The sequence below is a fragment of the Amycolatopsis sp. DSM 110486 genome (genome assembly GCF_019468465.1).
Taxonomy (GTDB): Bacteria; Actinomycetota; Actinomycetes; order Mycobacteriales; family Pseudonocardiaceae; genus Amycolatopsis.
Window position 1 is genome coordinate 2,798,992 of sequence record NZ_CP080519.1, and the last position, 23,890, is coordinate 2,822,881.

A 23,890-nucleotide genomic window follows, 5' to 3' on the forward strand; every position below is an offset into this window, starting at 1 on the left:
AGGAAAGGGCCCCGCCGCAACGAAAAGAAGGAAAAACTCAGCCGATCAGACCCGAAAGCCCCGTGCCCTTGAACGAGCCCCAACCAGTCACCTGGTCATAACCCGTGCCGGCCGTGAAACCGGTGGTGCCGTTGAAGGTGTTGTTGCCCGTGGTCACGTCGTGGAAGCCCGTGGAGTACGAGGAACCGTCGCCGATGCTGTAGAAGGTCGGGTTCAGGTTGCCGAGGGAGCCGCCGTGGACCTGGTTCTGCAGGGCGGTGAAGGCGGCCCACAGCGGGGCCGCGCCGGAGGTGCCCCAGACGTTGCCGCTGCTGCCCTCGCTGACGATGGTGTACGCGGAGCCCGAAGCGGCGTCGCCGGCGACGTCGGGGACCTTGCGCTTCGTGGTGCTCTGCTGCGACTGCCAGGACGGCGCGTTGAACAGCGTCGAGATGCCGCCGCCGCCGGCGCCGGCCGAGGCGCCGTCGTTCCAGGCCTTCTCGCTGCTGTAGGCGTTGGCGGAAGTCACGGTGAGCTGGGTGCCGCCGACGCCGGTGACGTTGGGGCTGGACGCCGGGAAGTCGACGGCCTTCGAAAGGCTGCCGGTCTGGCGGGCGCAGTCGGTGGTGCCGTCGTCACCGGCGGCGGCGAAGTAGCTGATGCCCTCCGCGGTGCCGGAGGCGATCGCGTTGTTCACGCTGTTGGCGGCCGACGAACCCTCGGCCGACTCGCACGAGCCCCACGAGATGGAAACGACGTTGACCCGCGCGTCGGAGGCGATCTTCTGGTACATCGCCAGCTCGCCGGCGTTGGAGTTCGGGGCCTCGTAGACGAACGAGCTCACCTTCGAAGCGAGCGCGTGCACGACCTCGATGTCCAGGTCGACCTCGACCTCGCCGTCGCCCGGGCTCGAGTCGTAGTTGGCGCCGCTCACCGGGACGGTGGTGACAGTGCCGCCGGACAGGCCGTACTTCGAGTCGTAGCTGGTGATGTCGGACTTGCGGTAGCCGTCGAACTCGACGAAGCCGACGTTCACGCCCGAGCCCGTGGCCGAGAGGCCGCTGGTGGAGTACGCGGTCTTCAGGATGCTCGGCGTCACGGCCTTCACGACCTTCGGAGCGGCGGTGGTGGCCGAGTGCTCCTTCACGGCGTGGTTGTCGAGGCCGACCACGGCCTGCACCACCGAGGAAACGGAGGCGGGCAGCGCGGGGGCGGAGTCGTTGGCGAAGAACTTGCGGCCGTTGGTGGTGTCGGTGTAATTGCCGAGGCGGGTGTGGAATGTGGATTCCAGCTGTGCGGCCGAACCGGTGAACGTGATCGCCTGCCGGTTACCGGAAACCTCGATCCCCTTCGCGCCGTTTTGTTTCAGGAATGAAACAGCCTTCGCGACGTCAGCCTGCGTTGGGCCGAATGCCGTATTGAATTGCTCCGGAGTGAGGAAGTGGTGGTACTGCGGCGAGGCCGGGTTCTGGACGTCGGAGAGGAACTGCTGGAGGGCCTGCTGGTTGTGCAGCTTGAGCGACAGGGCGGCGTTGATCTGCTGGCCAGCGTCTACATCGCCACTGCGGGCGCTCGAGGTGAGCGGCGCGGTGTTGGCACTCATGGTGATCAAGGGATCGGCGTGGGCCACGCCGGCCAGTGAAAGGCACAGCAACGCCGGCAGCGGGACCGCTGCGGCGACGAGCTTGCGCAAGCGCATGGCAATTCCTCTCAAACGGTGGGGGACCTGACCGAAACACTCCGTGCCTCGACCTGGGAAGGAGCATAAGCCGCCGAGGAACCTACTTTTGGCTGAGCTTTTCACAGTCCGTTTATGTTTCACGAGAGCAATTTCGGCAGGTTTTCGCCGCGGCCGTCCTGAAACTGTGCCGGTTTCCGTAATACACCTTAAGACGGCTTTGGGGTAGTTCTCGATCGAACACATGTTCGTAGTCCGTTCGGGTATACGGACTGTCTGAACACTGCGCATGACGGGGCCGAGCGGTACACGCGGTTCTTCGCCGAGGTGCTGACCATCCGCCGGGCGAACGCGAAGGTGCTGGCGGCGTTGCGCGAAGTGGCCGGGTACGACCGGACCATCCGCGGGTTCCACTCCGCGGACCTCGAGGAGTTCGACGAGGCCGTGCTGCGGACCGTGGAGGAGCAGCAGCGCCGCGGCGCCACCGGCGAAGACGTGGCCGCGGTCGCCGCCAGCCGGGTGATCGTCTGGGGCGGTGGCGCGGCCATCGCCCGGCACATCGAGGTCGACGACGGCAGCGGCGACGCCGCGTTCGCCCGTGAGCTCGGCCGGATCTGGTGGTCGACCACCGCCGAGCTGCTGGCCCGCGCCGGCGCCCGCGTGGTGCTCACCGGCCGGTCGGCCGAATCGCTGCGCAAGGTCGCCGACAGCCTCCCCGGCGGCGCCGAGGTCATCGCGGCCGATCTGACCGCGCCGGGCGAGGCCAAGCGCGTGTTCGAGACCACGATCGGCCACGTCGGCCGCCTCGACGTGCTGGTCAACAACGAGGGCGCCGAGAACTTCACCCCGCCGACGAGGTCACCGAAGCCGACGAGCTGTGGCGGCTCAACAGCCGCGCGCCGATGCTGCTCGCCGGCCGCGCGGCCGCGCACATGGCCGAGCACGGTGGCGGCAGCATCGTGAACATCTCGTCGGCGATCGGCAGCGACCGCGCCATCGCCGGGCAGACGCTCTACGCCGTGACGAAGGGCGCCGTCGACAGCCTGACCCGCGCGCTCGCCGCGGAGTGGGGTCCGAAGGGGGTGCGGGTCAACGCCGTGCGCCCCGCGGTGACGCGCTCGGACATGTCCGCCGCGGTCTTCGCCAACCCGGAGCTGCAGGCGATGCTGACGGCGCAGTACGCGTTGTCGCGGCTCGGGGAGCCGGAGGACATCGCGGAGGCCATCCTGTTCTTCGCGAGTCCGGCGAGCTCGTTCGTGACCGGCCAGGTGCTGAGCGTCGACGGCGGCTGGGGCGCGGCCCTGGTGCACTGACGCGGTTTCCGCCAGTCCTCAACGAACGCTCCGCGCGGCGTCGGGTCTTTCCGATGGACAATCCCGGCCCCTCGGAGCAGGCTGTCGGAGGCTCGCGAAGCGTCCCCGGCCCCTGGCTGTCGAGCGTGCTCTCCCCGCCGCGCCACCTCGGTCCGGCGGCCCGCCCGACCTGGGAACGATGTGAATGGCCACCGACGACCGCGCGCCGTCGCCGCGCCCGGACAGCCGGCTCGTCGCGGCTGCCGTGGCGGGCGATCGCGCCGCCGTGGCCGAGCTCGTGGAGTTCTTGCGTCCCTTCGTGCTCCGCTACTGCCGCGGCCGGCTCGGCCTGGCCGGCAACGCCGAGGACTGTGCGCAGGAAGTGCTGATCGCGGTGCTCGTGGAGCTCCCGCGCTATCGGTACGAGACGGACAGCTTCCTGCCGTTCGTGTTCGGCATCGCGAGGAACAAGGTCGTCGACGAGTTCCGCCGCCGTTCCCGCAACCGCGCCGACCCGTATGCCGACGCCGGCGACGAGGACCGCCCCGGCCCCGACGAGTTCGCCCAGACCGACTCGCGGCTGCAGATCGAGGAGCTGCTGGGGCATCTGGCGCCGGAGCAGCGTGAATTGCTGACGCTGCGGGTCGTCCTCGGCTACTCGGCCGAGGAAACGGCCGCGGCGCTGGGATTTCCGAGCGCCGTGGCCGTGCGCGTGAGCCAGCACCGCGCGCTCACGAAGCTGCGCCGTTTGATCCACAACGGCCCGGAGCCGACGAAGAAGGACGACTGACGCGTCAATGCGGGCTCCCGGCCCGGCGATGCGAGAGCCTTCGGATCAGCCGCACACCCAGCACGAGCGGGTGCGCCGCGATCGAGGAAACCCCTCGCCGATTCCTCGAGAGCACGCCGAACTGAATACGCACGCCCATGGCGCGCCTCCTGCACCTGCCGGACCGGAACCGATTTCCGCCGAGGTCCAGGGCGAAGCAACCGACGTTAGCGCCGAAACACCGCTGTGCACTCCACCGACCGGTCGAAACGTTTCAGCGCGTCGGCGGGTTCAGGAACAGCTCCCGCACGGTCTCCGACCGGTTCACCACATCGGCCGCCACCAAACTCAGCTTCCGGCTGTTGCCCCGCGCAAACCGCCGCAACACCGTGAACGCCTCGTCCATCTCCACGTTCAGCCGTTCCGCGATGAAACCTTTCGCCTGCTCGATCACGACCCGGCTGCTCAACGCGGTCTGCAGCTGCTCGACGAGCACCTCGTGCTGCTGGATCGAGCGGGCCTGCAGCAGGCCGATCGTCGCGACGTCGACCATGGCGCGCGCGACCTGCAGGTTCTCCCTCGAAAGCTCGCCGGGGCGGGCTGAGAAGAGGTTGAGCGCGCCGATCACCTCGGAGCGCAGCCGCATCGGCAGCGCGTGCACCGAGTGGAAACCGTGGCCGACCGCGGCCGCGGCGAAGGCGGGCCAGCCGGCGTCGTCGAGCGCGAGGTCGGGCGCGCTCACGGGGGTGTGTGTGCGGAACGCGTCGAGGCAGGGGCCCTCGTCGCGTTGCAGCTGGAAGAGCTCCAGCAGGCGTACGTGCTCGTCGGAGCTGGCCACGAGCTGCAGCCCGCCGCTCGGGCCGGCCAGCAGGATGCCGGCGGCGTCCACCGGCAGCAACGCGACGCTGCGGGCAGCGAGGAGGTGGAGGAAATCGATCACGTCGAAGTCGTCGGTGAGCGTGTCCGCCAGTTCCACGAACGTGTCCACCAGCTGCCCGTCAGCCACCCGAACCATCTCCCACCTCACCGAACGCGAGTTTCACCGAGTTCCCCCTTCTCGTTCGAACCGCAATCGTCTGTTCACCACCTCGGCGGCGAGGTCGGACAGAGGGCGCTGCTCCGCGAACGCCCTCGCCCGCAACGCGGCGAACGCGTCGTCGAGACGGACGTCGAGCTGCGCCGCGACCATGCCCGTGGCCTGGTGGACCTGCGCCGCGCGCAGTGACAGGTCCACGGACTCGTCGCCCGCCATGCCGACTTGCTCGTCGAGCAAGAGAAGGAGCGTCAGTTCAGCGTAGGCCAATGCGTCGGCCAGCAAAACAGGCTCCAGCGGTATCGGAGCCTTTCGGTGGTATACGACCGTGCCCACGTCGACGAGCCCCACGCGCAGCGGCAGCACGAACTGCGCATGCACCCCGGTCTGCACGGCCAGCGGCGCGTACAGCGGCCAGCGGCGCGACTGTTCGGCCGCGTCGAAGTCACCCACCAGCACCGGCGAACGCAGCTCGCGCGCGCTGCGCACCGGGCCCTCCCCCACCATCACCTCGAGCTCCGCAAGCACGGTGGCGAGGTCGTCGGTGGCCACCCGCACCTCCTGGCTGCCCGGGCCGGTGCTCACCAGCACACTCGCCCCGGCAACGCCGAGCCACGCCACGGCCGATTCGCACAGGGCCATCACAGTGACGGTTGAGTGCAGCAGGTGCGCTTCGTCCTTGACCCGGTGCCAGGCGCGCGAAAGCGGGGTGTCGTCGCGTCTGCCGTCCTGACTAGCCTCCACGCCCCGCGCCTTCGGCTCGTACTGCCCGGACAAGCCACCCGAGCGGGAGACTTCTGCACACCCTAGCTCAGCTTTTGACGAGTTCAGCCCACTCCCGAACCGCCCCAGCGTCCACAGGGGACTCCCAGCCACCGGGCCGCACCGCGCTACCGACGTGAAACCCTCGCACTCCCCCGGCGCGCAGAAGGTGCACCTGCTGCGCGCGCAGGCCACCGCCGACGAGCAGCGAAGGGCCTTCAGTGCGCCGCGCGAGCCGCTGCAGCACGGAAAGCCCGCTCCCGACGCCGTGCGGGCTGCCGGCCGCGAGCACCGTGTCGCAGCCGAGATCGGCGAGCACGTCGAACGCGGCGAGCGGGTCGCGCGCGCGGTCGATGGCGCGGTGAAAGGTCCACGGCGCACCGTCGAGCTCCTTCAGCAGTGAGCGGCACGCGTCGACGTCGATCTCGTTGTCGTCGGTGAGGAAGCCGAACACGAACTCGCGCGCGCCGGCGGCCAGGAGCTTCGCGGTGTCGGCGCGCAGGGCCTCGAGGTCACCGGCGGCGAAACCGTCGCTGCCGCGCAGCATCACGCGCACCGGCAGGTCGGTGGCGGCGAGAACGTCGCGCACGGTCTGCTCCGAAGGCGTGAGCCCGTCCCGCGCCATGTCCGCGACCAGTTCGAGCCGGTCCGCCCCGCCTTCCTGAGCGCGCTGCGCGTCTTCCGGACCCAGCGCGATCACTTCCAGCAGGGCGGTCTTCGAGCTCATGGGTCATCCGTTCGATCAGGTCGTGGGGTTCTCGTCCCCCCGTGCGTGGCGGCCACGCCTGAACCCGCCTTGAAGGCTCGTCATCCGCTCGCGCACCGCTTCGGGGGAAAGCGAGAGTATCGGCCGCTGCTCGGGCACCTGCCCGGGGCTGGCCTGCATGCCGTCTTCGACTGCGTTCTCGGCTGCGTCCTCGGCTGCGTCCTCGGCTGCGTCCTCGACATCGGAGACGCGCAGGAACGGCCACGTGTCCTCGGCGCCGTCCTCCTGCTCCAGCTCGTCCGGGGTCGGCCACTCCGGCGGGGCCGGGCTCTCGTCCGGGTCGGTGGTCGGGAACTGCACGGCCGGGAAGGCCGGTTCGACGCGGTCCGGTTCCAGCACGGTGCGGGCGTGCCGTGCGGCCTGTTCGGGAGCTGGGGGTTCGCGTTCTGGCTGGAGTTCCGGTTCTGGCTGGAGTTCCGGTTCTGGCTGTGGTGCCGGTTCTGCCACGGGTTCCGCCACCGGCAACGGTTCCGGCGGCGCCGGCGCCCTTCCCTCGGGCGGCGGCGCAGCCGCGTCGAACCACCGCGACAACACGTCCCGGTACGCGGGCATCCGTTCCGTCGGCGCGTCCAGATCGAGGTGCGAACGGTCCTCCTGCGCCGGCCACGGCGGCGTGCTCTCCACCACCGGCGCGCGCCGCGGCGGACCCGGCTCGAGCACCGGAACGATCGGCGCCTCCACCGGAGCCTCGGCTTCTTCCTCGACAGCGGGTCCGGCGGAGGCGGCGACCAGCGGAGCCAACGGCGGCAGCAGCTCCGGCGTCGGCTCGGGTTCGGCGGCGGCGGGTGCGGGTGGCTCGGGCAGCGGCGGCGCGTCGACGATCAGTTCGGTGGGCACGAGCACCGTCGCGGTGATGCCGGTGCCTTCGGCCAGCCGCAGCGAGACGTCGATGTGGTGGCGCTGAGCCAGCGTCGCGACCACGTACAGGCCCATCCGGCGCGAGACCTCGACGTCGACGTCCGGCGGGTTGGCCAGGCGCGCGTTGGTGCGGTCGATCTCGGCCTGCGGCATGCCGGCGCCGCGGTCGGTGATCTCGATGCGCCAGTCACCGTCGGGGGTTTCGGCGCTTTCGACGGTGACGGTGGTTCGTTCCGACGAGTAGCGCGTGGCGTTCTCCAGCAGCTCGGACACCACGTGCACTAGGTCGTTCACGGCCTCGCCGCGCACCGCGAGCGTCGGCGCGGAGCCGAGCTCGATGCGCTGGTAATCCTCCACTTCGGACAGTGCGGCGCCCACGATCTCGTCGGCCACCACCGGTCCGCTGTCCTCGCGCACGAGGTCAGTGCCCGAGAGCACCAGCAGGTTCTCGCTGTTGCGGCGCATGCGCGTGGCGAGGTGGTCGAGCTCGAACAGGCCCGCGAGCGTGTCCGGGTCCTGCTCGCCGGCCTCCATGCGGTCGAGCACGGACAGCTGTCGTTCGACGAGATCTTGGCTTCGCTGGGAGAGGTTGACGAACATCGAGTTGACGTTCTCGCGCAGCATCGCCTGCTCGGCCGCCAGCCGCACGGCCTCTCCGTGGACCGCGTCGAACGCGCGCGCGACCTGGCCCACCTCTTCACGCGTGAACACCGGCACGGGCGCGACGGCCGCGCGGTGGCGCAGGTTCTCGGGCGCCGGGTCGGGATCGGTCAGCAGCCGCTGCACGGCCTCGGGCAGCCGGTGGTCGGCCACGTCCAGCGCCGTGCGCCGCAGCACGCGCAAGGGCCGCAGCAGCGAGCGCGCGATGACCACGGACAGGATGCCGGCCACGAGCAGCACGGCAAGCACGATGCCGCCGTCCCAGATCGTCGACGTGCGGGCGCGCGCGGCGAGCGAATCGGTCTGCTCCTGGAGCTGTACGAGCAGCGCTTCCTGCACCTGGTGGGCGAGGTTCACGGTGTAGGTGGCCGCGGTGTCCCACTGGTTGGGGTCCAGACCTTGCAGCGACTGGCCGTTCTCCGTGCGGGTCAGTGCCGACTCGACCATGTCGTTGCCGATGTCGACGACGAGGCCGATCACCGTGTCGTCGTACATCCGCTGCTGGTCGGGCGTCGCGAAGGTGCGGTAGTCGTTGCGCGCGGCGTTGAGCTCGGCCTCCGCGCCCAGCAGCGCACGCGTGCGGTCGCGGTTGAGGCTGCCCTCGGCGAGCGCCTCGGACATGATCGCGCGCTTGACCGACATCTGGTCCTTGATCCGCGCGAGGGCGTTGCCGGCCAGGCGAAGCCGGGCGAGATCGGGATCGGACACGTCGGCGGCGGCCATGTCGCTGATGTCGAGCAGGCCGGAGATCAGTTCGCTGTAGGAGCGGAGCACGGCGTCGGCGGGGAACGCGGAGTGTTCGGCGGAGTAGCGCAGGCCGCTGAGCACGCGCAGCCGGTCGTCGCTCTGCTGCAGGCTGCTGGCGGCCACGGCGTCGAGGCGCGGCTTGCTGTCGACGAGCGTCTTCTCGAACGTGCCGATCGCTTGGTCCACGCGCGTGCGCTGGCCCGTGAGGTCGGTGGTGGCGCCCTGGCGGTTGCCGGCGACGAACCGCACCGTGACGTCGCGCTCGCGCTGCAGCTGGTGCAGGACCTCGGCCACGGTGCTGTCCACGCGGCCGCGGGCGGCGAACTCGGCGAGCTGCTGGGCGTCGCGCAGGTCCGTGCTCACGCGCAGGCCCACCAGCCCGATCACGGCGAGCGCGGGGATGAGCAGGACGACGAAGAGCTTGGTCCGCAGGTGCCAGTTGCGAAGGCGCCAGCGGCCCCCGACCTGTCTGGCGGCAGCGGGATCCGTCGCGTCGCCCGTTCGGGGACGCTGGTCGCGACGGCTCACCTAAGCTTCCTTTTCCACCGCGGCACCTCATCCGCGGACGACATCGGGGGTGTCCGAATCGAGTCTACTCGGCAGTAACTTGGCTCGATCGGATCGGGAAGCCGCACTGGCGGGGTCACGGCCCTGTCGGGGATCGTATGGGCAGCGGCCCATACGATCCAGCGTGATGCCGAGATTCTCCCGGTAGGTGAGAGCGGATGAACGTGCGTGCACTGGTGTTGCCGCTGGTGGCGGTCTTGCTGGCCATCAGCGGCTGCTCGCTGTTCGATTCCGGTGACGCGGCGGCGCCGGCGCCATTGGAGCGGACCACTCTGCGCGTGGGCGTCGGCGGGCCGATCGACACCGCGCCGCTGCGCATCGCGGCGGCCGCCGGGAAGTTCCGCGAGGCCGGGCTGAACGTGACGCTCGTGGACCTCGGGACCCAGGACGGCCTGGCGAAACTCAGCTCCGGGCAGCTGGACGTGACGTTCGCCAGCGACGTGTCTCTCTTCCGCGCCGCCAACGCCGGAACCGCGTTGCAGCTGCAAGGCGAGGCGTACACGTCGGGCAACAACACGATCGCGCTGGTGACGCTGCCGAACTCCGACTACACCGAGCCGACGGCGAAGAAGTCGCCGAAGATCGCCGTGGACGACCTCGACGACATCGGCGCGCTCACCGCTCGTTCCGTGCTCGCGACTGCCGGCGTCGACGCGGCGAAGATCCACTTCGTGCCCGAGCCGTTCGACCGGATGCCCGACTCGCTGCAGGCCGGCGACGCCGACGCGGCGCTGATGGTGGAGCCGTACATCACCCGGGCGGAGAAGGAGCTCGGCGCGCAGATCCTCGCCGACGGGTCCAGTGGCGCCACCCTCGACTTCCCGGCTTCGGGCTACGCGACGACCGGCGCGTTCGCACGCGACAACCCGCGCACGCTGGCCGTCTTCCGGCGCGTGCTCATGCAGGCGCAGCAGACGGCCGCCGACCCGGCGATCGTCCGCGACGCGCTGCCCACGTTCTCCGACATCGACCCGACCACGGCGGCGCTGGTCTCGCTGGGCACCTACCCGACCACCCTGTCGGGCATCCGGCTGCAGCGCGTGGCCGACCTCATGCACACCTCGGGCCTGCTTCCGAGCCGGCTCGACGTGCAGGCGATGCTGCCGGAGGAGGACCAGCCCTAGATGTATTTGGCCATTAGGTTGGTGGCAGTCGGCTGGTGGGTGGGTGTCCGCCGAGTGCGCTGTGGCGGCGTTGAGTGTTGTAGTGCTCGAGCCAGGGTGCAAGGGCTGCGGTGCGGTCGGTGTTGCTGGTGAAGGCCTGGCGGTAGGCCCATTCGGTTTGCAGGGTGCGGTTGAGGCGCTCGACTTTGCCGTTCTGCCAGGGGCAGTGGGGTTTGATGAACTTCTGCCGGATGTTGTGCTCGGCGCAGACCTGGCGCAGGGACCAGCGGTAGGCCCAGGCGTTGTCGGTCATCAGCCGCTCGATGCGGGTGATGCCGTGGCCGGCGAAGTAGGTGATCGCCCGGTCGAGGAAGCCGGCGCAGGTTGGCCCTTTCTCGTCCGGGAGGATCTCGGAGTAGGCCAGGCGGGAGTGGTCATCGACCAGGGAGTGGACGTAGTCGTATCCGATCTTGGTGCTGCGGTCGCGGGTGGCTTCCCGCTGGGCCCGGCCGTGGGCTCGCCAGCCGCCGCCGTCGGGGATGCGGCCGATCTTCTTGACGTCCATGTGGACCAGCTCGCCGGGCCGGTCGCGTTCGTAGCGCACGGCGGTGGTCTTGCTGGCCCGGATCACCAGTCCGGTGATCGGGTCCAATGCGGCCAGCCGCGGGATCTGGTGGCGGGCCAGCACCCGTGACACCGTCCGTGTCGGGACACCGAGTTCGTGGCCTAGCCAGGCCGGGCCGCGGCGTTCCCGCTGCCGCAAGGTGATGATCTGCTGTTCGAGCTCGCTGGAGGTTTGCCGGGGAGAGGTGTGTGGGCGTGAGGATCGGTCCCGCAGCCCGGGTTCGCCTTCGGTGGCGTAACGCTCCAGCCAGGTCTTCACGCATTTACGGGAGATACCCATCGCGGCGGCGATGTGGGCTTGGGGCCAGCCCGCGTGGTGACGTTGGACGATCAGCAACCTGCCGAGGAACGTGGTCCGGGCGTTACGGTGAGACACGAGAGCCTCCGGTTGACGTGGGTCCTAGACAAGCCACACCTCAACCGGAGGCTCTCCCCACGTCAACCAGAACCTTCCGCTACCAACGTCCTGGCCAAATACACCTAGATGTTCTCGCCGGCGGGCTGCAGGCAGACCGTGCGCTCGGGCGGGCCGGCGTAGACGAGGGCGGTGTCGGCGGCGCCGCAGGAGTCCTCGTCACTGCTGCCCTGGTGGACGACCGCGCGGGCCTCGGCGTCGGGGTCGCTGCAGGTGACCTTGCTGATCTCGGCCTCGTCGTCGACGTCGCGCAGGCAGTCGCCGGACGAGACGTTGAGTGCCAGGCACAGCGTCTCGCGCGGCGCGCTGGTGCGGCTCGAGCTGCTGGAGCTGCTGGTGCCGCGGAAGAGCTGGAAGCGCACGTAGTCGCTGCCGTGGCAGCTCGAGGTGCCGTTTTCGACGTCGTCGACGCGGTAGGTGGCGCGCTGCTCGGAGCAGCTCACGCCGTGGTAACTCTGCGTGCCGACGCTCTCGTCGGAGAGATACAGGCAGCTGCCAGCCACCGGCGTGCCCGACGAGCGGGCGATCGCGGCCACGCCGAACGCGGCGAGCACGCCCACGCCGAGCGCCACCACGATTCCTGCTGCGACCAGCACCTTCGCGGTGCTCGAGAGCGCTCGGGGCGCGCCAGGCCGAGGCGGCATCGCGCCCGGCGGCTGGAACGGGTTGGCGGCCGACGGCACGCCGAACGGTGGTGTGGTCAAAGGTCCCCTCCAGCTTTTCCTGCCGATCATCTTGGCACCCTGACGGCCGCGACGGGAGGGGACGGCTCGGGGGAACGTATAAAGGACGGGTGACTGATGGCCCCCTGATCGTCCAGTCCGACAAGACCGTGCTGCTCGAGGTCGACAACCCTCAGGCCAACGACGCGCGGATCGCCATCGCGCCGTTCGCCGAGCTGGAACGCGCGCCCGAGCACGTGCACACGTACCGCATCACGCCACTGGCGTTGTGGAACGCGCGCGCCGCCGGCCACGACGCGGAGCAGGTGGTGGACGCGCTCACCACCTACTCGCGCTTCCCCGTGCCGCAGCCGCTGCTGATCGACGTGGTCGACGTGATGGGCCGCTTCGGGCGGCTGCAGATCACCAACGACCCGGCCCACGGCCTGGTGATGTCGACCACCGACCGCGCGGTGCTGGAAGAGGTGTCGCGGCACAAGAAGATCAACCCGATGCTCGGCGCGCGCATCGACGAGGACACGGTGCTCGTGCACCCGTCCGAACGCGGGCGGCTCAAGCAGGCGCTGCTGAAGGTCGGCTGGCCCGCGGAGGATCTCGCGGGTTACGTGGACGGCGAAGCGCACCCCATTGATCTCGACGAGCAGGACTGGCACCTGCGCGACTACCAGCGCCAGGCGGCGGAGGCCTTCTGGGCCGGCGGCTCGGGCGTGGTGGTTCTGCCTTGTGGCGCGGGCAAAACGCTGGTGGGCGCGGCGGCCATGGCGCACGCCAAGGCGACCACGCTGATCCTGGTGACCAACACCGTCGCGGGGCGGCAGTGGAAGCGCGAACTGGTGGCGCGCACGTCGCTGACCGAGGACGAGATCGGCGAGTACTCCGGTGAGAAGAAGGAGATCCGCCCGGTCACGATCGCGACGTACCAGGTCGTGACACGCAAGACCAGGGGCGAGTACCGGCACCTGGAGCTGTTCGACTCGCGGGACTGGGGCCTCGTTGTGTACGACGAGGTCCACCTGTTGCCGGCGCCCGTGTTCCGCATGACGGCGGATCTGCAGTCACGGCGTCGCCTGGGTTTGACGGCGACCCTGGTGCGCGAGGACGGCCGTGAGGGTGATGTCTTTTCGCTGATCGGACCCAAGCGCTACGACGTTCCGTGGCGGGACATCGAGGCGCAGGGGTGGATCGCGCCCGCGGAGTGCACCGAGGTCCGCGTGACCCTGACCGACGCCGAGCGGCTCGCGTACGCGACTTCGGAGCCGGACGAGCGGTACAAGCTCGCAGCGACGGCGATGACGAAAATGCCCGTGATCGAGTCCATTGTGGAGCGTCACGCCGGCGAGCCCACCCTGGTGATCGGGGCGTACCTGGACCAGCTGGAGATGCTGGGCGCGGAGCTGGACGCGCCCGTGATCCAGGGGTCGACGCGCAACAAGGAGCGGGAGGAGCTGTTCGACCGCTTCCGCCGCGGTGAGCTGCGGACCCTCGTGGTGTCGAAGGTGGCGAACTTCTCCATCGACCTGCCGGAAGCGTCGGTGGCCATCCAGATCTCGGGCACCTTCGGCTCCCGGCAGGAAGAGGCGCAGCGGCTCGGCCGGCTGCTGCGCCCCAAGGGCGACGGACGGCAGGCGCACTTCTATTCGATCGTTTCCCGGGACACAGTGGACACCGAGTACGCGGCGCACCGGCAACGGTTCTTGGCGGAGCAGGGGTACGCGTACCACATCGTGGATGCGGAGGACCTGCGCCGGCCGCTGTAGTCACCGGTTCGGCGTGAGCAGGACGATCGGGATGACGCGCTCGGTCTTCTGCGCGTATTCGTTGTACAGCGGGAAGATCTCGGCCATCTTCGGCCAGAGCGCCTCGCGCTCTTGGTTGCCGGCGATCCGGGCGCGCGCGTCGAACCTCCGCGCGCCGACCTGCACACCGACGCTCGGCTCGGCCTCGAGGTTCTTGAACCAGGCCGGGTGGTCGTCGTCCCCGCCCTTGGAGGCGACCACGACGAAGTCCTCGCCCTGCGTGCCGTAGATCAGGCAGGTGCGGCGGGGCTCGCCGGTCTTGCGGCCGGTGGTGGCGAGGATGAGGGTGTAGACGCCGTTCTGCTCGTGCCCCTCCTGGCCGCCCGAGCTCACGTACTTGCGCGTCTGCTCGGCCACCCAGTCCCACTTCGAGTCGGTAGCGCGGTCGATGTCCTCGGCGACGGCCATGGTGGTGGTCCTTTCTGGTGCTCTGCGGTGACGGCCCCGGCGGCCGCTCGTGCCCGGGAGACGGAGCCGGTGGCGGGTTCTCGACATCGGCTGGACGGGAAATTACCGGTTCTTCGCTCGTGGTGATCGGGTATCGCGCTGACCTGTGGGTTGGGTTCGCGCTTGCGGTCCGGTTGGTCTGGGCGGATGGCGTGGGTGCTGGCTCGGCTTGGGCTTGGGCTTGGGCTTGGGCTTGGAAGCCGAGCCCGGACCGCGGTGGCAATCGAAGATCGGAGCGCCCCTCACCGGACTGGTGCCACTCCGCGACTTGCCTGCGGTCGCCCCCACGCACCATGGCCGGCCCGGCCCTGCCCACCGCCGCGCATCCCATCCGCCATGTCCCGCACCGCTCGCCATCGCGCACCCCGCCCGCGATGAACGCGCTACCACCCCGTCGCCCCTGCGGTGCCTCACAGCGCCCAGTCGCCCGTGCGCAGCGAACTTTCGCATCACCCATCTGCCGCAGTGACCTCATCCGTCACAGCAGCCCCGCGTAATCCGCCCTAACCTGCAACTTTCCATATTCACTCGAACGGATGAGCGAAACTCTCCCTGGAAATTGTCGGTCCCTCGAACTACTGTTCGACAAGCAGGACCGAACACCAGTTCGAGGGGAAGCTCATGACGATCGCACCGTTCCGCCCCGGCCTCGGGGCACCGCCGGTCCAGACCTTGCCGCCCGGGCGGTGGCACGGGCGCATCTGGGTGTCCGAGGAGCCGCTCGCGCGGCCGCACCGGTACCTGGAGTGCGTCGCGGAGTTCGAGCGCTCCGGGCTCTGGCCCGTGCTCATCCCGCACGACCAGCGGTTCGCCGCGCGCGGAGAAGACTGGCTCGACGACCGCGGCCGCCTCACTCCGGCGGGCCACCGGGTCGACTCCGTGGACCCCGCCGACGCCCTCGCGCGCTGGTGGGACACCTCGTGCTGCGACGGCGCGTGCCTGCGCCCCTTCGGCACCCGCTTCCCCGGCCTCGCGCGCCGCTCGCACCGCCGCGCCGACCCCCTCGCCGAGGCGGGCAACACCGGCTCCATCCTGGCCAACCGCAGCGCCCACCGCCTCGGCCTGGTCCAGACCGACCGCCCGGCCGACATCCCCGCCCTCCTCGGCTGGACGGGCATGATCAAGTCCACCGACCAGGTCGCGGAGCTCTCGGCCGTCCTGCGCAGCTGGGAAGACCGCTTCGGCGCCACCCTGCTCTCCCTGGGCTTCGACTCCCTCACGCTGTCCGTCTCCGCCCCGCCGCGCACGCAGGCCCGCGCCCTCACCGTCGCGGCCGAGCACCGAGCCTTCAGCCTCCCCACGTACCTCTCCCAGCCCGGCACCCTCCGCGAGTACGCCAGCGGCCTCGTGCAGACCCGCCTATGGACCTTCTCGTGGGCCTGACGCCACCCCACCCGCGCCGGCAGGCCTCCCGGCCCCCGAGCCCAGCCGGCGCACCCACCTTCAGCCGGCGAGCCGCCCAGAGCAGCTCGCCGCCCCCATCACGAGCCGCGCCAGCCGGCCTCCCGATCCCCGAGTTCAGCGGGCGCACCCAGCTCCAGCCGACGAGCCGCCCGGGCACGCCCATCACCAGCCCACACCGGCGGGCCTCCCGATCCCCGAGCCCGGTCGACGCACCCACCTCCAGCCGACGAGCCGCCTGGGCAGGCCCATCGCCAGCGGTGCCGGGCGTGGCCGTCCGCCGGGCGCGCGCGGGCCCGGCCAATGCCGCGGCCCTGGGCGACCGGCGTCCGAAGGTCCTCGCGGCCGGGTTCCGCACCCGGCCGGGCAACTCCGGCCATAGCGCCACACCGTGATCCCCCGCAGCAGCCCACCTCACCGCGAGCTGCCTGCACGGCGGCGGGGCGAGGCAGTCCACCGCACTCTCCACCACACTGAGCAAGACAGGACGTGAGACAGATGTCCTCTCGGTTGGGTCGGTTGTCCCGAAGTCCGGTGCGGGTGTCCGGGCGGCGGTTGCGCGGGCGGGTTTACCGGAATCTGCCGAGGGGAATCACGCCGCGGAGAAGGGCGGTGAGGGAGATCGCCGGGATTCGGATCGGGACGTCGGGGTGGCGGTACCCGCCGTGGCGCCGCGAGTTCTACCCCGAGGGGCTGCCGCAGCGCCGCGAGCTGGAGTACCTGTCGCGGCGGCTGAACTCCGTGGAGCTCAACGGGTCGTTCTACTCACTGCAGACCCCCGACCGCTACACCGCCTGGGCCGACCAGACCCCGGCCGATTTCGTGTTCGCCGTGAAGGGCGGGCGCTTCATCACGCACCTCAAGCGGCTGCGTGACGTCGAACCTGCCGTCGCCAACTTCTTCGCGTCCGGCGTGCTCGCGCTCGGCGAAAAACTGGGCCCGGTCCTGTGGCAACTGCCCGCACGGCTCGAGTTCGACCCCGACCGCGTCGAGACCTTCCTCGGTCTGCTGCCCCGCACCACCACCGAAGCCGCCGCGCTCGGCGCGAAGCACGACGACAAGCTCAAGACCCCACCCCACCTCGAACCCGGCAAGAACCGGCCCATCCGGCACGCGCTCGAAGTCCGCCACCCCAGCTTCGTCACCCCGGAAGCCCTCGGCCTGCTCCGAGAAAACGACGTCGCCCTCGTCGTCGCCGACACCGCCGGCCGCTGGCCGTACCGCGAGGACCAGACCACGAACTTCACCTACATCCGCCTCCACGGCGACGTCGAGCTCTACACCAGCGGCTACACCGAATCCGCCCTGCGCACCTGGGCCACCAAGATCACCGCCTGGCACGCCGACGGCCACCGCGACGTCCACGTCTACTTCGACAACGACGTCAAAGTCGAAGCTCCCCGCAACGCCATCACCCTCTCGAACCTCCTGCACCTCAAGCCGCCACCGGCACAGTGAGCGCACAGTGAGCGCCATCCGGTTGGCTAAGGCGTACGGGTGCAGGTGGTCTGCCTGCTGTCTCTGGGGGTCGGCACGCAGACCACCGCACCACGTGCCCCTGGCAACTTGCCACGCCCCACGGCAATCCCCACCATGCCCGGCAACTCGCGACCCGAACCGGCAACTCCCGGCAAGCTCTGGCCAGCATCAATGCATCCGGCAACCTGCCAGGCACCGCGGCAACTCCCACGGCCTGACAAACCAGCGACAATCGCCAAGCCGAGTGGCAACTTGCCAAACCCCACAGCAACATTCCCCGCTGACCGGCACATCGCCTCCACCACCGGCATCCCGCCACACCGAACGGCAAGCCAGCCACAGCCGGCAGCTCAGCCCGAAACCATCGCAGCCAGCTTCGCCCGGACGTCCGCCGCGTCGGGGTGCGCGAGGTCGGTGAGGAGGTGGACCGAGCGGAGCCAGCAGTCGCGGGCGGCGGCGGGGTGGCCGAGGCGCAGGTGGGCCGTGCCGAGTTGGGCGAGGACGTCGGCGGCTTCGTAGTGCTCGTCCATCGCGAAGAACATGTCCACGGCGTCCGACATGCACTCGATGCCCTCAGCCGACCGGCCCACGCCGAGGAGGGCTTTGGCGCGGGTGGTCAGGGAGAAGCGGCCGTCACGAGGAGCAGGCGCCAAGGCCAATGCCTCGTCTGCCAAAGCCAAGGCACGCGGGAAATCCCCGAACCGGCAGCACAAATCCCCCAGCGCGCGCAGCACGTTGGCCTCGAAGCCGGTCATCCGCAGGTCCCGGACGATCTCCAGCGCCCGCGTGCCGTGGGCGAGCGCCGCGGGGAAGTCGGACGACGAATCGGCCGCCATGGCCAGGTTGTACAGCGCCCGCGCCTCGCCCTCGCGCGAGCCGAGCTCGCGTTGCAGCACCAGCGCCTGCTCGAGGTACCGCCGCGCCGACGGGTAATCGCGCACAACCCCGTCGATCACGCCGAGACAGTTGAGGATCCCGGCCTCGCCACCCCGATCGCCGGACAGCCTCGTGCCCCGCAGGGCCAGCTCGTTGAGCGCCCGCCAGTCGTCGACGCCGGCGCGCCCGGCGAAGTACGTGAACATCAGCCACGTGAGCTTCCAGCAATGCGCGTACTCCCGCAGCCGGAAAGCCAGATGCACAGCCGCGACGAGGTTCCCGTACTCCGCGCCGAACCACGCCAGCCCCGCGTGGTAGTCGGCGAACGCGAGTCCACCGTCCACACGCAACTCCAGCGACCCGTAGATCCGCTCGGGCCGCATCGCCCGCGAAGCGTTCAACGCCGAAGAAAGATAGAAATCCAACAGTCGCAACCGTGCCGCCGACGTCTCCTCGGCACTGTCCACATGGTACGCGAGCTCTGCCGCGTACGCCCGAATCAGATCGTGGAACTGGTAGCGGCCCGGCTGCGGCTGAGTGAGCAGGTGCGCGGACACCAGGGCGTCCAAAGCGGACCCCGGCGGCGACCCCAGCAGCACCTCGGCGACGGCAGGCGTCACATCCGGCCCCGACGGCAGGCCCAGTAACCGCAACAACCGCGCGGCAGCCGGTGGCAACGCTCGGTACGAGTACGAGAACACCGATCGGATGTTCGTCTCCTCGCCATCACCGAGGTCGAACAACCCGAGCCGATCAGGTTCGGCGTCCAACACATCTACAAAGGATCCCAGCGGGTAGTCCGGGAACTGCGCCGCCCGCACGGCCAGGATCCGGATCGCCAGCGGCAGCCCGCCGCAGTACTCCACAAAGCGTGACGTGGCAACAGGATCCGCGTTGACGCGGTCGAAGCCGATCGCCGAGGCCAGCAGCTCGACGGCGCCCGCCTCGTCCAGCTCCTCGAGCGCGATCCGGCGCGCGCCGTGCGTCGCGACGAGGCCGCGCAGCTGCCAGCGGCTCGTCACCACGACCAGGCAGCCCGGCCCCGGCAGCAGCGGCCGCACCTGCTCGGTGCTGTTGGCGTTGTCCAGTACCACGAGCAGCCGCCGCCCCGCCGTGTGCGTGCGCCACGTCGCGGCGCGACCGTCCACATCGGCCGGAATCTGGTCACCAGGGACACCCAGCGCCGACAGTAAAGTTTCCAGCGCCGCCATCAGCTCCACCGGATCGCCAGGACCGTACCCGCGCAGGTTCAGGAACACCTGTCCGCCCGGGAACCCATCCGCGATCTCGTGTGCGAAGTGGACGGACAGCGTGGTTTTCCCCATGCCACCCATGCCTTCAATGGAGGCGATAGGGGTCGACGTGCTGTCCTCCGCCGGAAGCAAAGCACGCAGCGCCTTCAAATCCGCCTCACGGCCGGCAAAAGCACCGAGGTCGGCAGGCAACTGGTGCGGCACCTGCGGCTCGACCGCCGGCTGATAAGGCGCCCCACCCAGCACGAGCCGGTGCACGCGTTGCAGGCCTGCCCCGGGATCGAGGCCAAGCTCCTCGGCGAGCACCGCGCTGATCCGCCGGTACACCTCGAGCGCCTCGGCCTGCCGTCCGGAATGGAACAACGCGAGTACGAGCTGCTCGTGCAGCCGTTCCCGTAACGGGTGTTCCCGGGTCAGCCGCGTCAGCTCCGGGACGACGGTGCCGAACTCGCCGACGGCGATCAACGCGTCGGCCCACAGCTCGCGCACGCGGGTGCGTTCCTCGGCGAGCTGGCCGGCCTCGTCGCGGTGCAGGGCGTCGGACTCGACGTTCTGCAGCGCCGGCCCGCGCCACTCCGCGAGTGCGTCGGCGAACAACCCCGCAGCACGACGGTGTTCGCCTTGTTCGAAAGCTGTCCTCCCCCGGGCTGTGAGTGTGCGAAAACGACCAAGATCCGTTGCCAACGGATCAAGATCCAGTAGATAACCACCACGCTCTGTGCGAATCGCAACACCTGGGCCTAGCGCGCGTCGCAGCCTCAGCACGTACGTCTGGAGGGCGCCCTTCGAACGGCGCTGGTCGTCGTTCCACAGCCAGCGGCCGAGCTCGTCCACGGACACCACGCGGTTGGCGCGCAGCAGCAGCCCGGCGAGCACGATCAGCGGGCGGCTCCCGCCCAGCGGCACGGCGCGGCCCCCGGCCACGACCTCGGCCGGGCCGAGCACCCGGAAGTCGAGGCCGTCCACACGTCTCATTCTGGCCGGTCGCCGCCCGATCGGCACGTGACTTCGCCAGTGGCATGATCTGCGGTGATGAAGGTCTACGCGCTGCCCCTGCACAACCGGTTCCGGGACATCACCGTCCGTGAAGGCGTCCTGTTCGAAGGACCCGCCGGGTGGGGTGAATTCTGCCCGTTCGCGGACTATTCGGACGCCGAGAGCGTGCCGTGGCTGGCGAGCGCCCTGGAGGCGAGCAAGCAGGGCTGGCCCGCCGCGGTGCGCGAACGTGTCGAGGTCAACACGACCGTCCCCGTCGTGCCGCCGGACCGCGCCCACGCGCTGGTCCGCGCCTCCGGCTGCCGCACGGCGAAGGTGAAGGTCGCCGACAAGCGCTCCACACTCGCCGACGACTGCGCCCGCCTCGAAGCCGTCCGCGACGCCCTCGGCCCGGCCGGCGCCATCCGCGTCGACGCCAACACGGCCTGGGACGTCGACACCGCCGTCACCGCGCTCGCCGCCCTCGACAAGGCCGCCGGCGGCCTCGAGTACGCCGAACAGCCATGCCGCACCATCGACGAGCTGGCCGCCGTCCGGCGCCGCGTGTCCGTGCGCATCGCCGCCGACGAGTCGATCCGCCGCGCCGAGGACCCGCTGAAGGTCGCCGTCGCCGGGGCCGCCGACATCGCCGTGCTGAAGGTCGCCCCCCTCGGCGGCGTGCGGCGCGCCCTGGAGGTGGCCGAGGCGTGCGGGCTGCCGTGCGTCGTGTCGTCCGCTGTCGAGACCAGCGTGGGCCTCGCCGCCGGCCTGGCCCTCGCGGGCGCCCTCCCGCAGCTCGACTTCGCCTGCGGCCTGGGCACGATGTCCCTGCTGACCGGCGACGTCAGCACGACGTCGCTGTCCCCCGTGGACGGTTACCTCCCGGTCCTGCCGCAGGCGCCGGTGCCGGATCGCTTCGAGGAGTTCGCCGCCGCGCCCGACGTCACCGAGGCCTGGCTGGCCCGGTTGGACCGGGTGCGCGCGCTGCGCTGACCTTCACCGCCACCAGCCCAGGTGAGCGGGGACCAGCCAAGCATCAGCCCACTCCTGGTCCGGTTCCTCCGGCAGCGGAGACCCCGCCAGCCACCAACGACTCCAGCTCACGCTCCAACTCCTCGGCGGCCACCAACGCCTCGGCTCGCGAGTGGCGGCCACGGCGGAGGTCGCGGAGGTCGCAGGCGAAACGCACACCGGCGCGGCAGGAGACGATGCAGTGAGCGTTGGCACCCGAATTTCCCCGACCCCGCCTCAGGGTCGGAGTCCAGGGTCGGGCTCCGGGCCGTTCCCCGATGTGCCGAGGGGCCACGCGGCGGAGTATTCATGGCATGACGAACAGCGTGTACACCCCGGAAACCAAGAAGCTCTTCCGCAGCCGCACCGACCGGATGTTGACCGGGGTCTGCGGGGGCTGGGCCGACTACCTCGGCGTCGACCCGACGATGGTCCGCATCGCGGTCGTGGCCGCGACGGTGCTGTCGGCCGGGATCATGTTGCCGGTTTACGTCGCCGCTGCCGTGTTGACGCCCGAAGCGACCCAAGCCGCCTGACCCGTCGCGGCCGGGGAGGGCCGCGGTACTGGGGGGAAGGGGTGGCACAACCAAGGGGGAGCGAACGGCCCGGGCGCGGGGAGCGCCCGGGCCGTTCGCTGTGTCCACATCGGACGAAACCAAAAAAATCCGGCGCCGGCGGCCACGAGCCGACGCCCACGCGAGCACGCCGGCCGACTTCCACACCGATGCCGCAGGACCGACCGGCCCGATCGAAGCCACACCCCGAAGCCCGACCGCAGGCACAAACCCGTGGCCAACAAAGGGAAAAGCCCGGACCACCGAAGTGGACCGGGCTTTTCCGGATCTAGCGTCAAACAGCAGCCGAACTCAGAAGTCCATGCCACCCATGCCGCCGGACGGGTCGGCCGGAGCGGCGGAAGCCTTCTCCGGCTTGTCCGCGACGACAGCCTCGGTGGTCAGGAACAGCGCCGCGATGGAGGCGGCGTTCTGGAGCGCGGAGCGGGTGACCTTCGTGGGGTCCGGCACGCCGGCGGCGAGCAGGTCCTCGTAGACACCGGTGGCGGCGTTGAGGCCGTGGCCCTGCGGGAGGGACTTGACCTTCTCCGCCACGACGCCGCCCTCGAGGCCGGCGTTGATGGCGATCTGCTTGAGCGGCGCCTCGACGGCGACCTTGACGATGTTGGCACCAGTGGCCTCGTCGCCCTCGAGCTTCAGGCCCGCGAAGGCAGCCTCGGCGGCCTGGATCAGAGCCACGCCACCACCGGCGACGATGCCCTCTTCCACGGCGGCCTTGGCGTTGCGCACCGCGTCCTCGATGCGGTGCTTGCGCTCCTTGAGCTCGACCTCCGTCGCGGCACCGGCCTTGATGACGGCGACGCCGCCGGCCAGCTTCGCGAGGCGCTCCTGCAGCTTCTCACGGTCGTAGTCGGAGTCCGAGTTCTCGATCTCCGCACGGATCTGGTTGACGCGACCCTGGATCTGGTCGGCGTCGCCCGCACCCTCGACGATCGTGGTCTCGTCGCGCGTGATCACGGCCTTGCGGGCGCGGCCCAGCAGCGACAGGTCCGCGTTCTCCAGCTTGAGGCCGACGTCCTCCGAGATCACCTGGCCACCGGACAGGATCGCGATGTCCTGCAGGATGGCCTTGCGGCGGTCACCGAAGCCCGGGGCCTTGACGGCGACGGACTTGAAGGTGCCGCGGATCTTGTTGACGACCAGGGTGGCAAGGGCTTCGCCCTCGACGTCCTCGGCGATGATCAGCAGCGGCTTGCCGGACTGGATGACCTTCTCCAGCAGCGGCAGAACGTCCTTGACGTTCGAGATCTTGGAACCGAAGAGGAGGATGTAGGGGTCCTCCAGCTCGGCTTCCTGGCGCTCCGGGTCGGTCACGAAGTAGCCCGACACGTAGCCCTTGTCGAAGCGCATGCCCTCGGTGAGCTCGAGCTCGAGGCCGAAGGTGTTGCTCTCCTCGACGGTGACGACGCCTTCCTTGCCGACCTTGTCCAGCGCCTCGGCGATCAGCTCGCCGATGGTGCGGTCAGCGGCAGAAATCGAGGCCGTAGCAGCGATCTGCTCCTTGGTCTCGATCTGGACGGCCATCTTGTGCAGCTGCTCGGTGATGGCCTCGACGGCCGCCTCGATGCCGCGCTTCAGGCTGATCGGGTCGGCACCCGCGGCAACGTTGCGCAGGCCCTCGCGCACGAGCGCCTGGGCGAGCACGGTGGCGGTGGTGGTGCCGTCACCCGCGACGTCGTCGGTCTTCTTGGCAACTTCCTTGACGAGCTCTGCCCCGATCTTCTCCCACGGGTCCTCGAGCTCGATCTCCTTGGCGATGGAGACACCGTCGTTGGTGATCGTCGGCGCGCCCCACTTCTTTTCGAGCACGACGTTGCGGCCACGCGGGCCGAGCGTCACCTTGACGGCTTCGGCGAGGATGTTGAGGCCGCGCTCAAGACCGCGGCGGGCGTCCTCGTCGAACGCGATCAGTTTGGCCATTGCGGTGTGGTCCTCCGGTATTGGGCGCCACCGCCGCGCTGCGTCGTCTCGAGCGTCTCAGCTCAAGACCCCGTCAGCGGCGGCAGCAGGACACGTCCTCGGCCAGGCTCGGTGCCCGCGACGGACGACTGACCTGGGCCAGCCTCACCGTCCCGACCTTCAAGCGCGCAGTCGGTGACCGCACGCTTGGCACTCAACGGCGTCGAGTGCCAATGCCGTGT

General features: G+C 70.0%; 20 protein-coding genes. 10 read left to right on the forward strand and 10 right to left on the reverse strand.

Annotation, left to right across the window (positions count from 1 at the left end; genetic code table 11):
• Nucleotides 1-37: 37 nt before the first annotated feature.
• Nucleotides 38-1,678 carry a protease pro-enzyme activation domain-containing protein gene (locus K1T34_RS13680; RefSeq protein ID WP_220244640.1) on the reverse strand — a complete coding sequence of 547 codons (1,641 nt, stop codon included), beginning with the start codon at nucleotides 1,676-1,678 and terminating at the stop codon, nucleotides 38-40.
• A gap of 306 nt (nucleotides 1,679-1,984) precedes the next feature.
• On the opposite strand from K1T34_RS13680, the gene K1T34_RS13685 reads away from it, so the two are divergent.
• The 3 genes from K1T34_RS13685 to K1T34_RS13695 all read left to right on the forward strand — a co-directional run bounded on the left by K1T34_RS13685 (nucleotide 1,985) and on the right by K1T34_RS13695 (nucleotide 3,739).
• A complete protein-coding gene (locus K1T34_RS13685) occupies nucleotides 1,985-2,620 on the forward strand; it encodes an SDR family NAD(P)-dependent oxidoreductase (RefSeq protein ID WP_220244641.1) in 636 nt (211 codons plus the stop codon).
• Entirely contained in the window at nucleotides 2,560-2,970 is a 411-nt protein-coding gene (locus tag K1T34_RS13690) for an SDR family NAD(P)-dependent oxidoreductase (RefSeq protein ID WP_220244642.1), read from the forward strand. Before K1T34_RS13685 ends, K1T34_RS13690 begins: the two co-directional genes overlap by 61 nt.
• 184 nt (nucleotides 2,971-3,154) lie before the next feature.
• The gene (locus K1T34_RS13695; protein WP_220244643.1) at nucleotides 3,155-3,739 is read left to right on the forward strand and encodes a sigma-70 family RNA polymerase sigma factor; all 585 of its coding nucleotides are present in this window, start codon (nucleotides 3,155-3,157) and stop codon (nucleotides 3,737-3,739) included.
• Between the two features lie 253 nt (nucleotides 3,740-3,992).
• On the opposite strand, the gene K1T34_RS13700 is transcribed toward K1T34_RS13695, so the two are convergent.
• The 4 genes from K1T34_RS13700 to K1T34_RS13715 form a co-directional block, all read right to left on the reverse strand.
• Nucleotides 3,993-4,733 carry a GAF and ANTAR domain-containing protein gene (locus K1T34_RS13700; RefSeq protein WP_220244644.1) on the reverse strand — a complete coding sequence of 247 codons (741 nt, stop codon included), beginning with the start codon at nucleotides 4,731-4,733 and terminating at the stop codon, nucleotides 3,993-3,995.
• A gap of 24 nt (nucleotides 4,734-4,757) precedes the next feature.
• Nucleotides 4,758-5,495 (reverse strand): hypothetical protein, encoded by a 738-nt coding sequence (locus tag K1T34_RS13705; RefSeq protein ID WP_220244645.1) that lies wholly within the window; start codon nucleotides 5,493-5,495, stop codon nucleotides 4,758-4,760.
• A 67-nt stretch (nucleotides 5,496-5,562) separates the two neighbouring features.
• Nucleotides 5,563-6,240 (reverse strand): copper homeostasis protein CutC, encoded by a 678-nt coding sequence (locus K1T34_RS13710; RefSeq protein ID WP_220244646.1) that lies wholly within the window; start codon nucleotides 6,238-6,240, stop codon nucleotides 5,563-5,565.
• A 15-nt stretch (nucleotides 6,241-6,255) separates the two neighbouring features.
• Nucleotides 6,256-9,072 (reverse strand): nitrate- and nitrite sensing domain-containing protein, encoded by a 2,817-nt coding sequence (locus K1T34_RS13715; RefSeq protein ID WP_220244647.1) that lies wholly within the window; start codon nucleotides 9,070-9,072, stop codon nucleotides 6,256-6,258.
• Nucleotides 9,073-9,269: 197 nt separating this feature from the next.
• Between K1T34_RS13715 and K1T34_RS13720 the strand changes: the two genes are divergently transcribed.
• Complete coding sequence (locus K1T34_RS13720) at nucleotides 9,270-10,235, forward strand: ABC transporter substrate-binding protein (protein ID WP_220244648.1); 966 nt, start codon at nucleotides 9,270-9,272, stop codon at nucleotides 10,233-10,235.
• 13 nt (nucleotides 10,236-10,248) lie between these two features.
• Here K1T34_RS13720 and K1T34_RS13725 read toward each other — a convergent pair whose 3' ends face one another.
• Entirely contained in the window at nucleotides 10,249-11,214 is a 966-nt protein-coding gene (locus K1T34_RS13725; RefSeq protein WP_220244649.1) for an IS481 family transposase, read from the reverse strand.
• 104 nt (nucleotides 11,215-11,318) lie between these two features.
• Entirely contained in the window at nucleotides 11,319-11,957 is a 639-nt protein-coding gene (locus K1T34_RS13730) for a hypothetical protein (RefSeq protein ID WP_220244650.1), read from the reverse strand.
• Nucleotides 11,958-12,046: 89 nt separating this feature from the next.
• Between K1T34_RS13730 and K1T34_RS13735 the strand changes: the two genes are divergently transcribed.
• Complete coding sequence (locus K1T34_RS13735; RefSeq protein WP_220244651.1) at nucleotides 12,047-13,693, forward strand: DNA repair helicase XPB; 1,647 nt, start codon at nucleotides 12,047-12,049, stop codon at nucleotides 13,691-13,693.
• On the opposite strand, the gene K1T34_RS13740 is transcribed toward K1T34_RS13735, so the two are convergent.
• Nucleotides 13,694-14,140 (reverse strand): nitroreductase family deazaflavin-dependent oxidoreductase, encoded by a 447-nt coding sequence (locus K1T34_RS13740; RefSeq protein WP_220244652.1) that lies wholly within the window; start codon nucleotides 14,138-14,140, stop codon nucleotides 13,694-13,696. It lies immediately after the preceding gene.
• Between the two features lie 660 nt (nucleotides 14,141-14,800).
• On the opposite strand from K1T34_RS13740, the gene K1T34_RS13745 reads away from it, so the two are divergent.
• From K1T34_RS13745 to K1T34_RS13750, 3 genes are all read left to right on the forward strand, one after another.
• Nucleotides 14,801-15,562: a DUF4253 domain-containing protein gene (locus K1T34_RS13745; protein ID WP_220244653.1), complete on the forward strand. Its 762-nt coding sequence runs from the start codon at nucleotides 14,801-14,803 to the stop codon at nucleotides 15,560-15,562.
• A gap of 287 nt (nucleotides 15,563-15,849) precedes the next feature.
• Entirely contained in the window at nucleotides 15,850-15,975 is a 126-nt protein-coding gene (locus tag K1T34_RS53290) for a hypothetical protein (protein ID WP_255638493.1), read from the forward strand.
• A gap of 217 nt (nucleotides 15,976-16,192) precedes the next feature.
• The gene (locus tag K1T34_RS13750) at nucleotides 16,193-17,038 is read left to right on the forward strand and encodes a DUF72 domain-containing protein (RefSeq protein ID WP_220244654.1); all 846 of its coding nucleotides are present in this window, start codon (nucleotides 16,193-16,195) and stop codon (nucleotides 17,036-17,038) included.
• Between the two features lie 371 nt (nucleotides 17,039-17,409).
• On the opposite strand, the gene K1T34_RS13755 is transcribed toward K1T34_RS13750, so the two are convergent.
• Nucleotides 17,410-20,163, reverse strand: a complete 2,754-nt coding sequence (locus K1T34_RS13755) for an AfsR/SARP family transcriptional regulator (RefSeq protein ID WP_220244655.1) — start codon at nucleotides 20,161-20,163, stop codon at nucleotides 17,410-17,412.
• A gap of 57 nt (nucleotides 20,164-20,220) precedes the next feature.
• On the opposite strand from K1T34_RS13755, the gene K1T34_RS13760 reads away from it, so the two are divergent.
• Both K1T34_RS13760 and K1T34_RS13765 read left to right on the forward strand, forming a co-directional pair.
• Complete coding sequence (locus K1T34_RS13760; RefSeq protein WP_220244656.1) at nucleotides 20,221-21,156, forward strand: o-succinylbenzoate synthase; 936 nt, start codon at nucleotides 20,221-20,223, stop codon at nucleotides 21,154-21,156.
• 332 nt (nucleotides 21,157-21,488) lie between these two features.
• Entirely contained in the window at nucleotides 21,489-21,710 is a 222-nt protein-coding gene (locus K1T34_RS13765; protein ID WP_220244657.1) for a PspC domain-containing protein, read from the forward strand.
• Nucleotides 21,711-22,040: 330 nt separating this feature from the next.
• Here the strand turns inward: K1T34_RS13765 and groL are convergent, their stop codons facing one another.
• Nucleotides 22,041-23,669 (reverse strand): chaperonin GroEL, encoded by a 1,629-nt coding sequence (gene groL, locus K1T34_RS13770; RefSeq protein ID WP_220244658.1) that lies wholly within the window; start codon nucleotides 23,667-23,669, stop codon nucleotides 22,041-22,043.
• Between the last annotated feature and the right edge of the window lie 221 nt (nucleotides 23,670-23,890).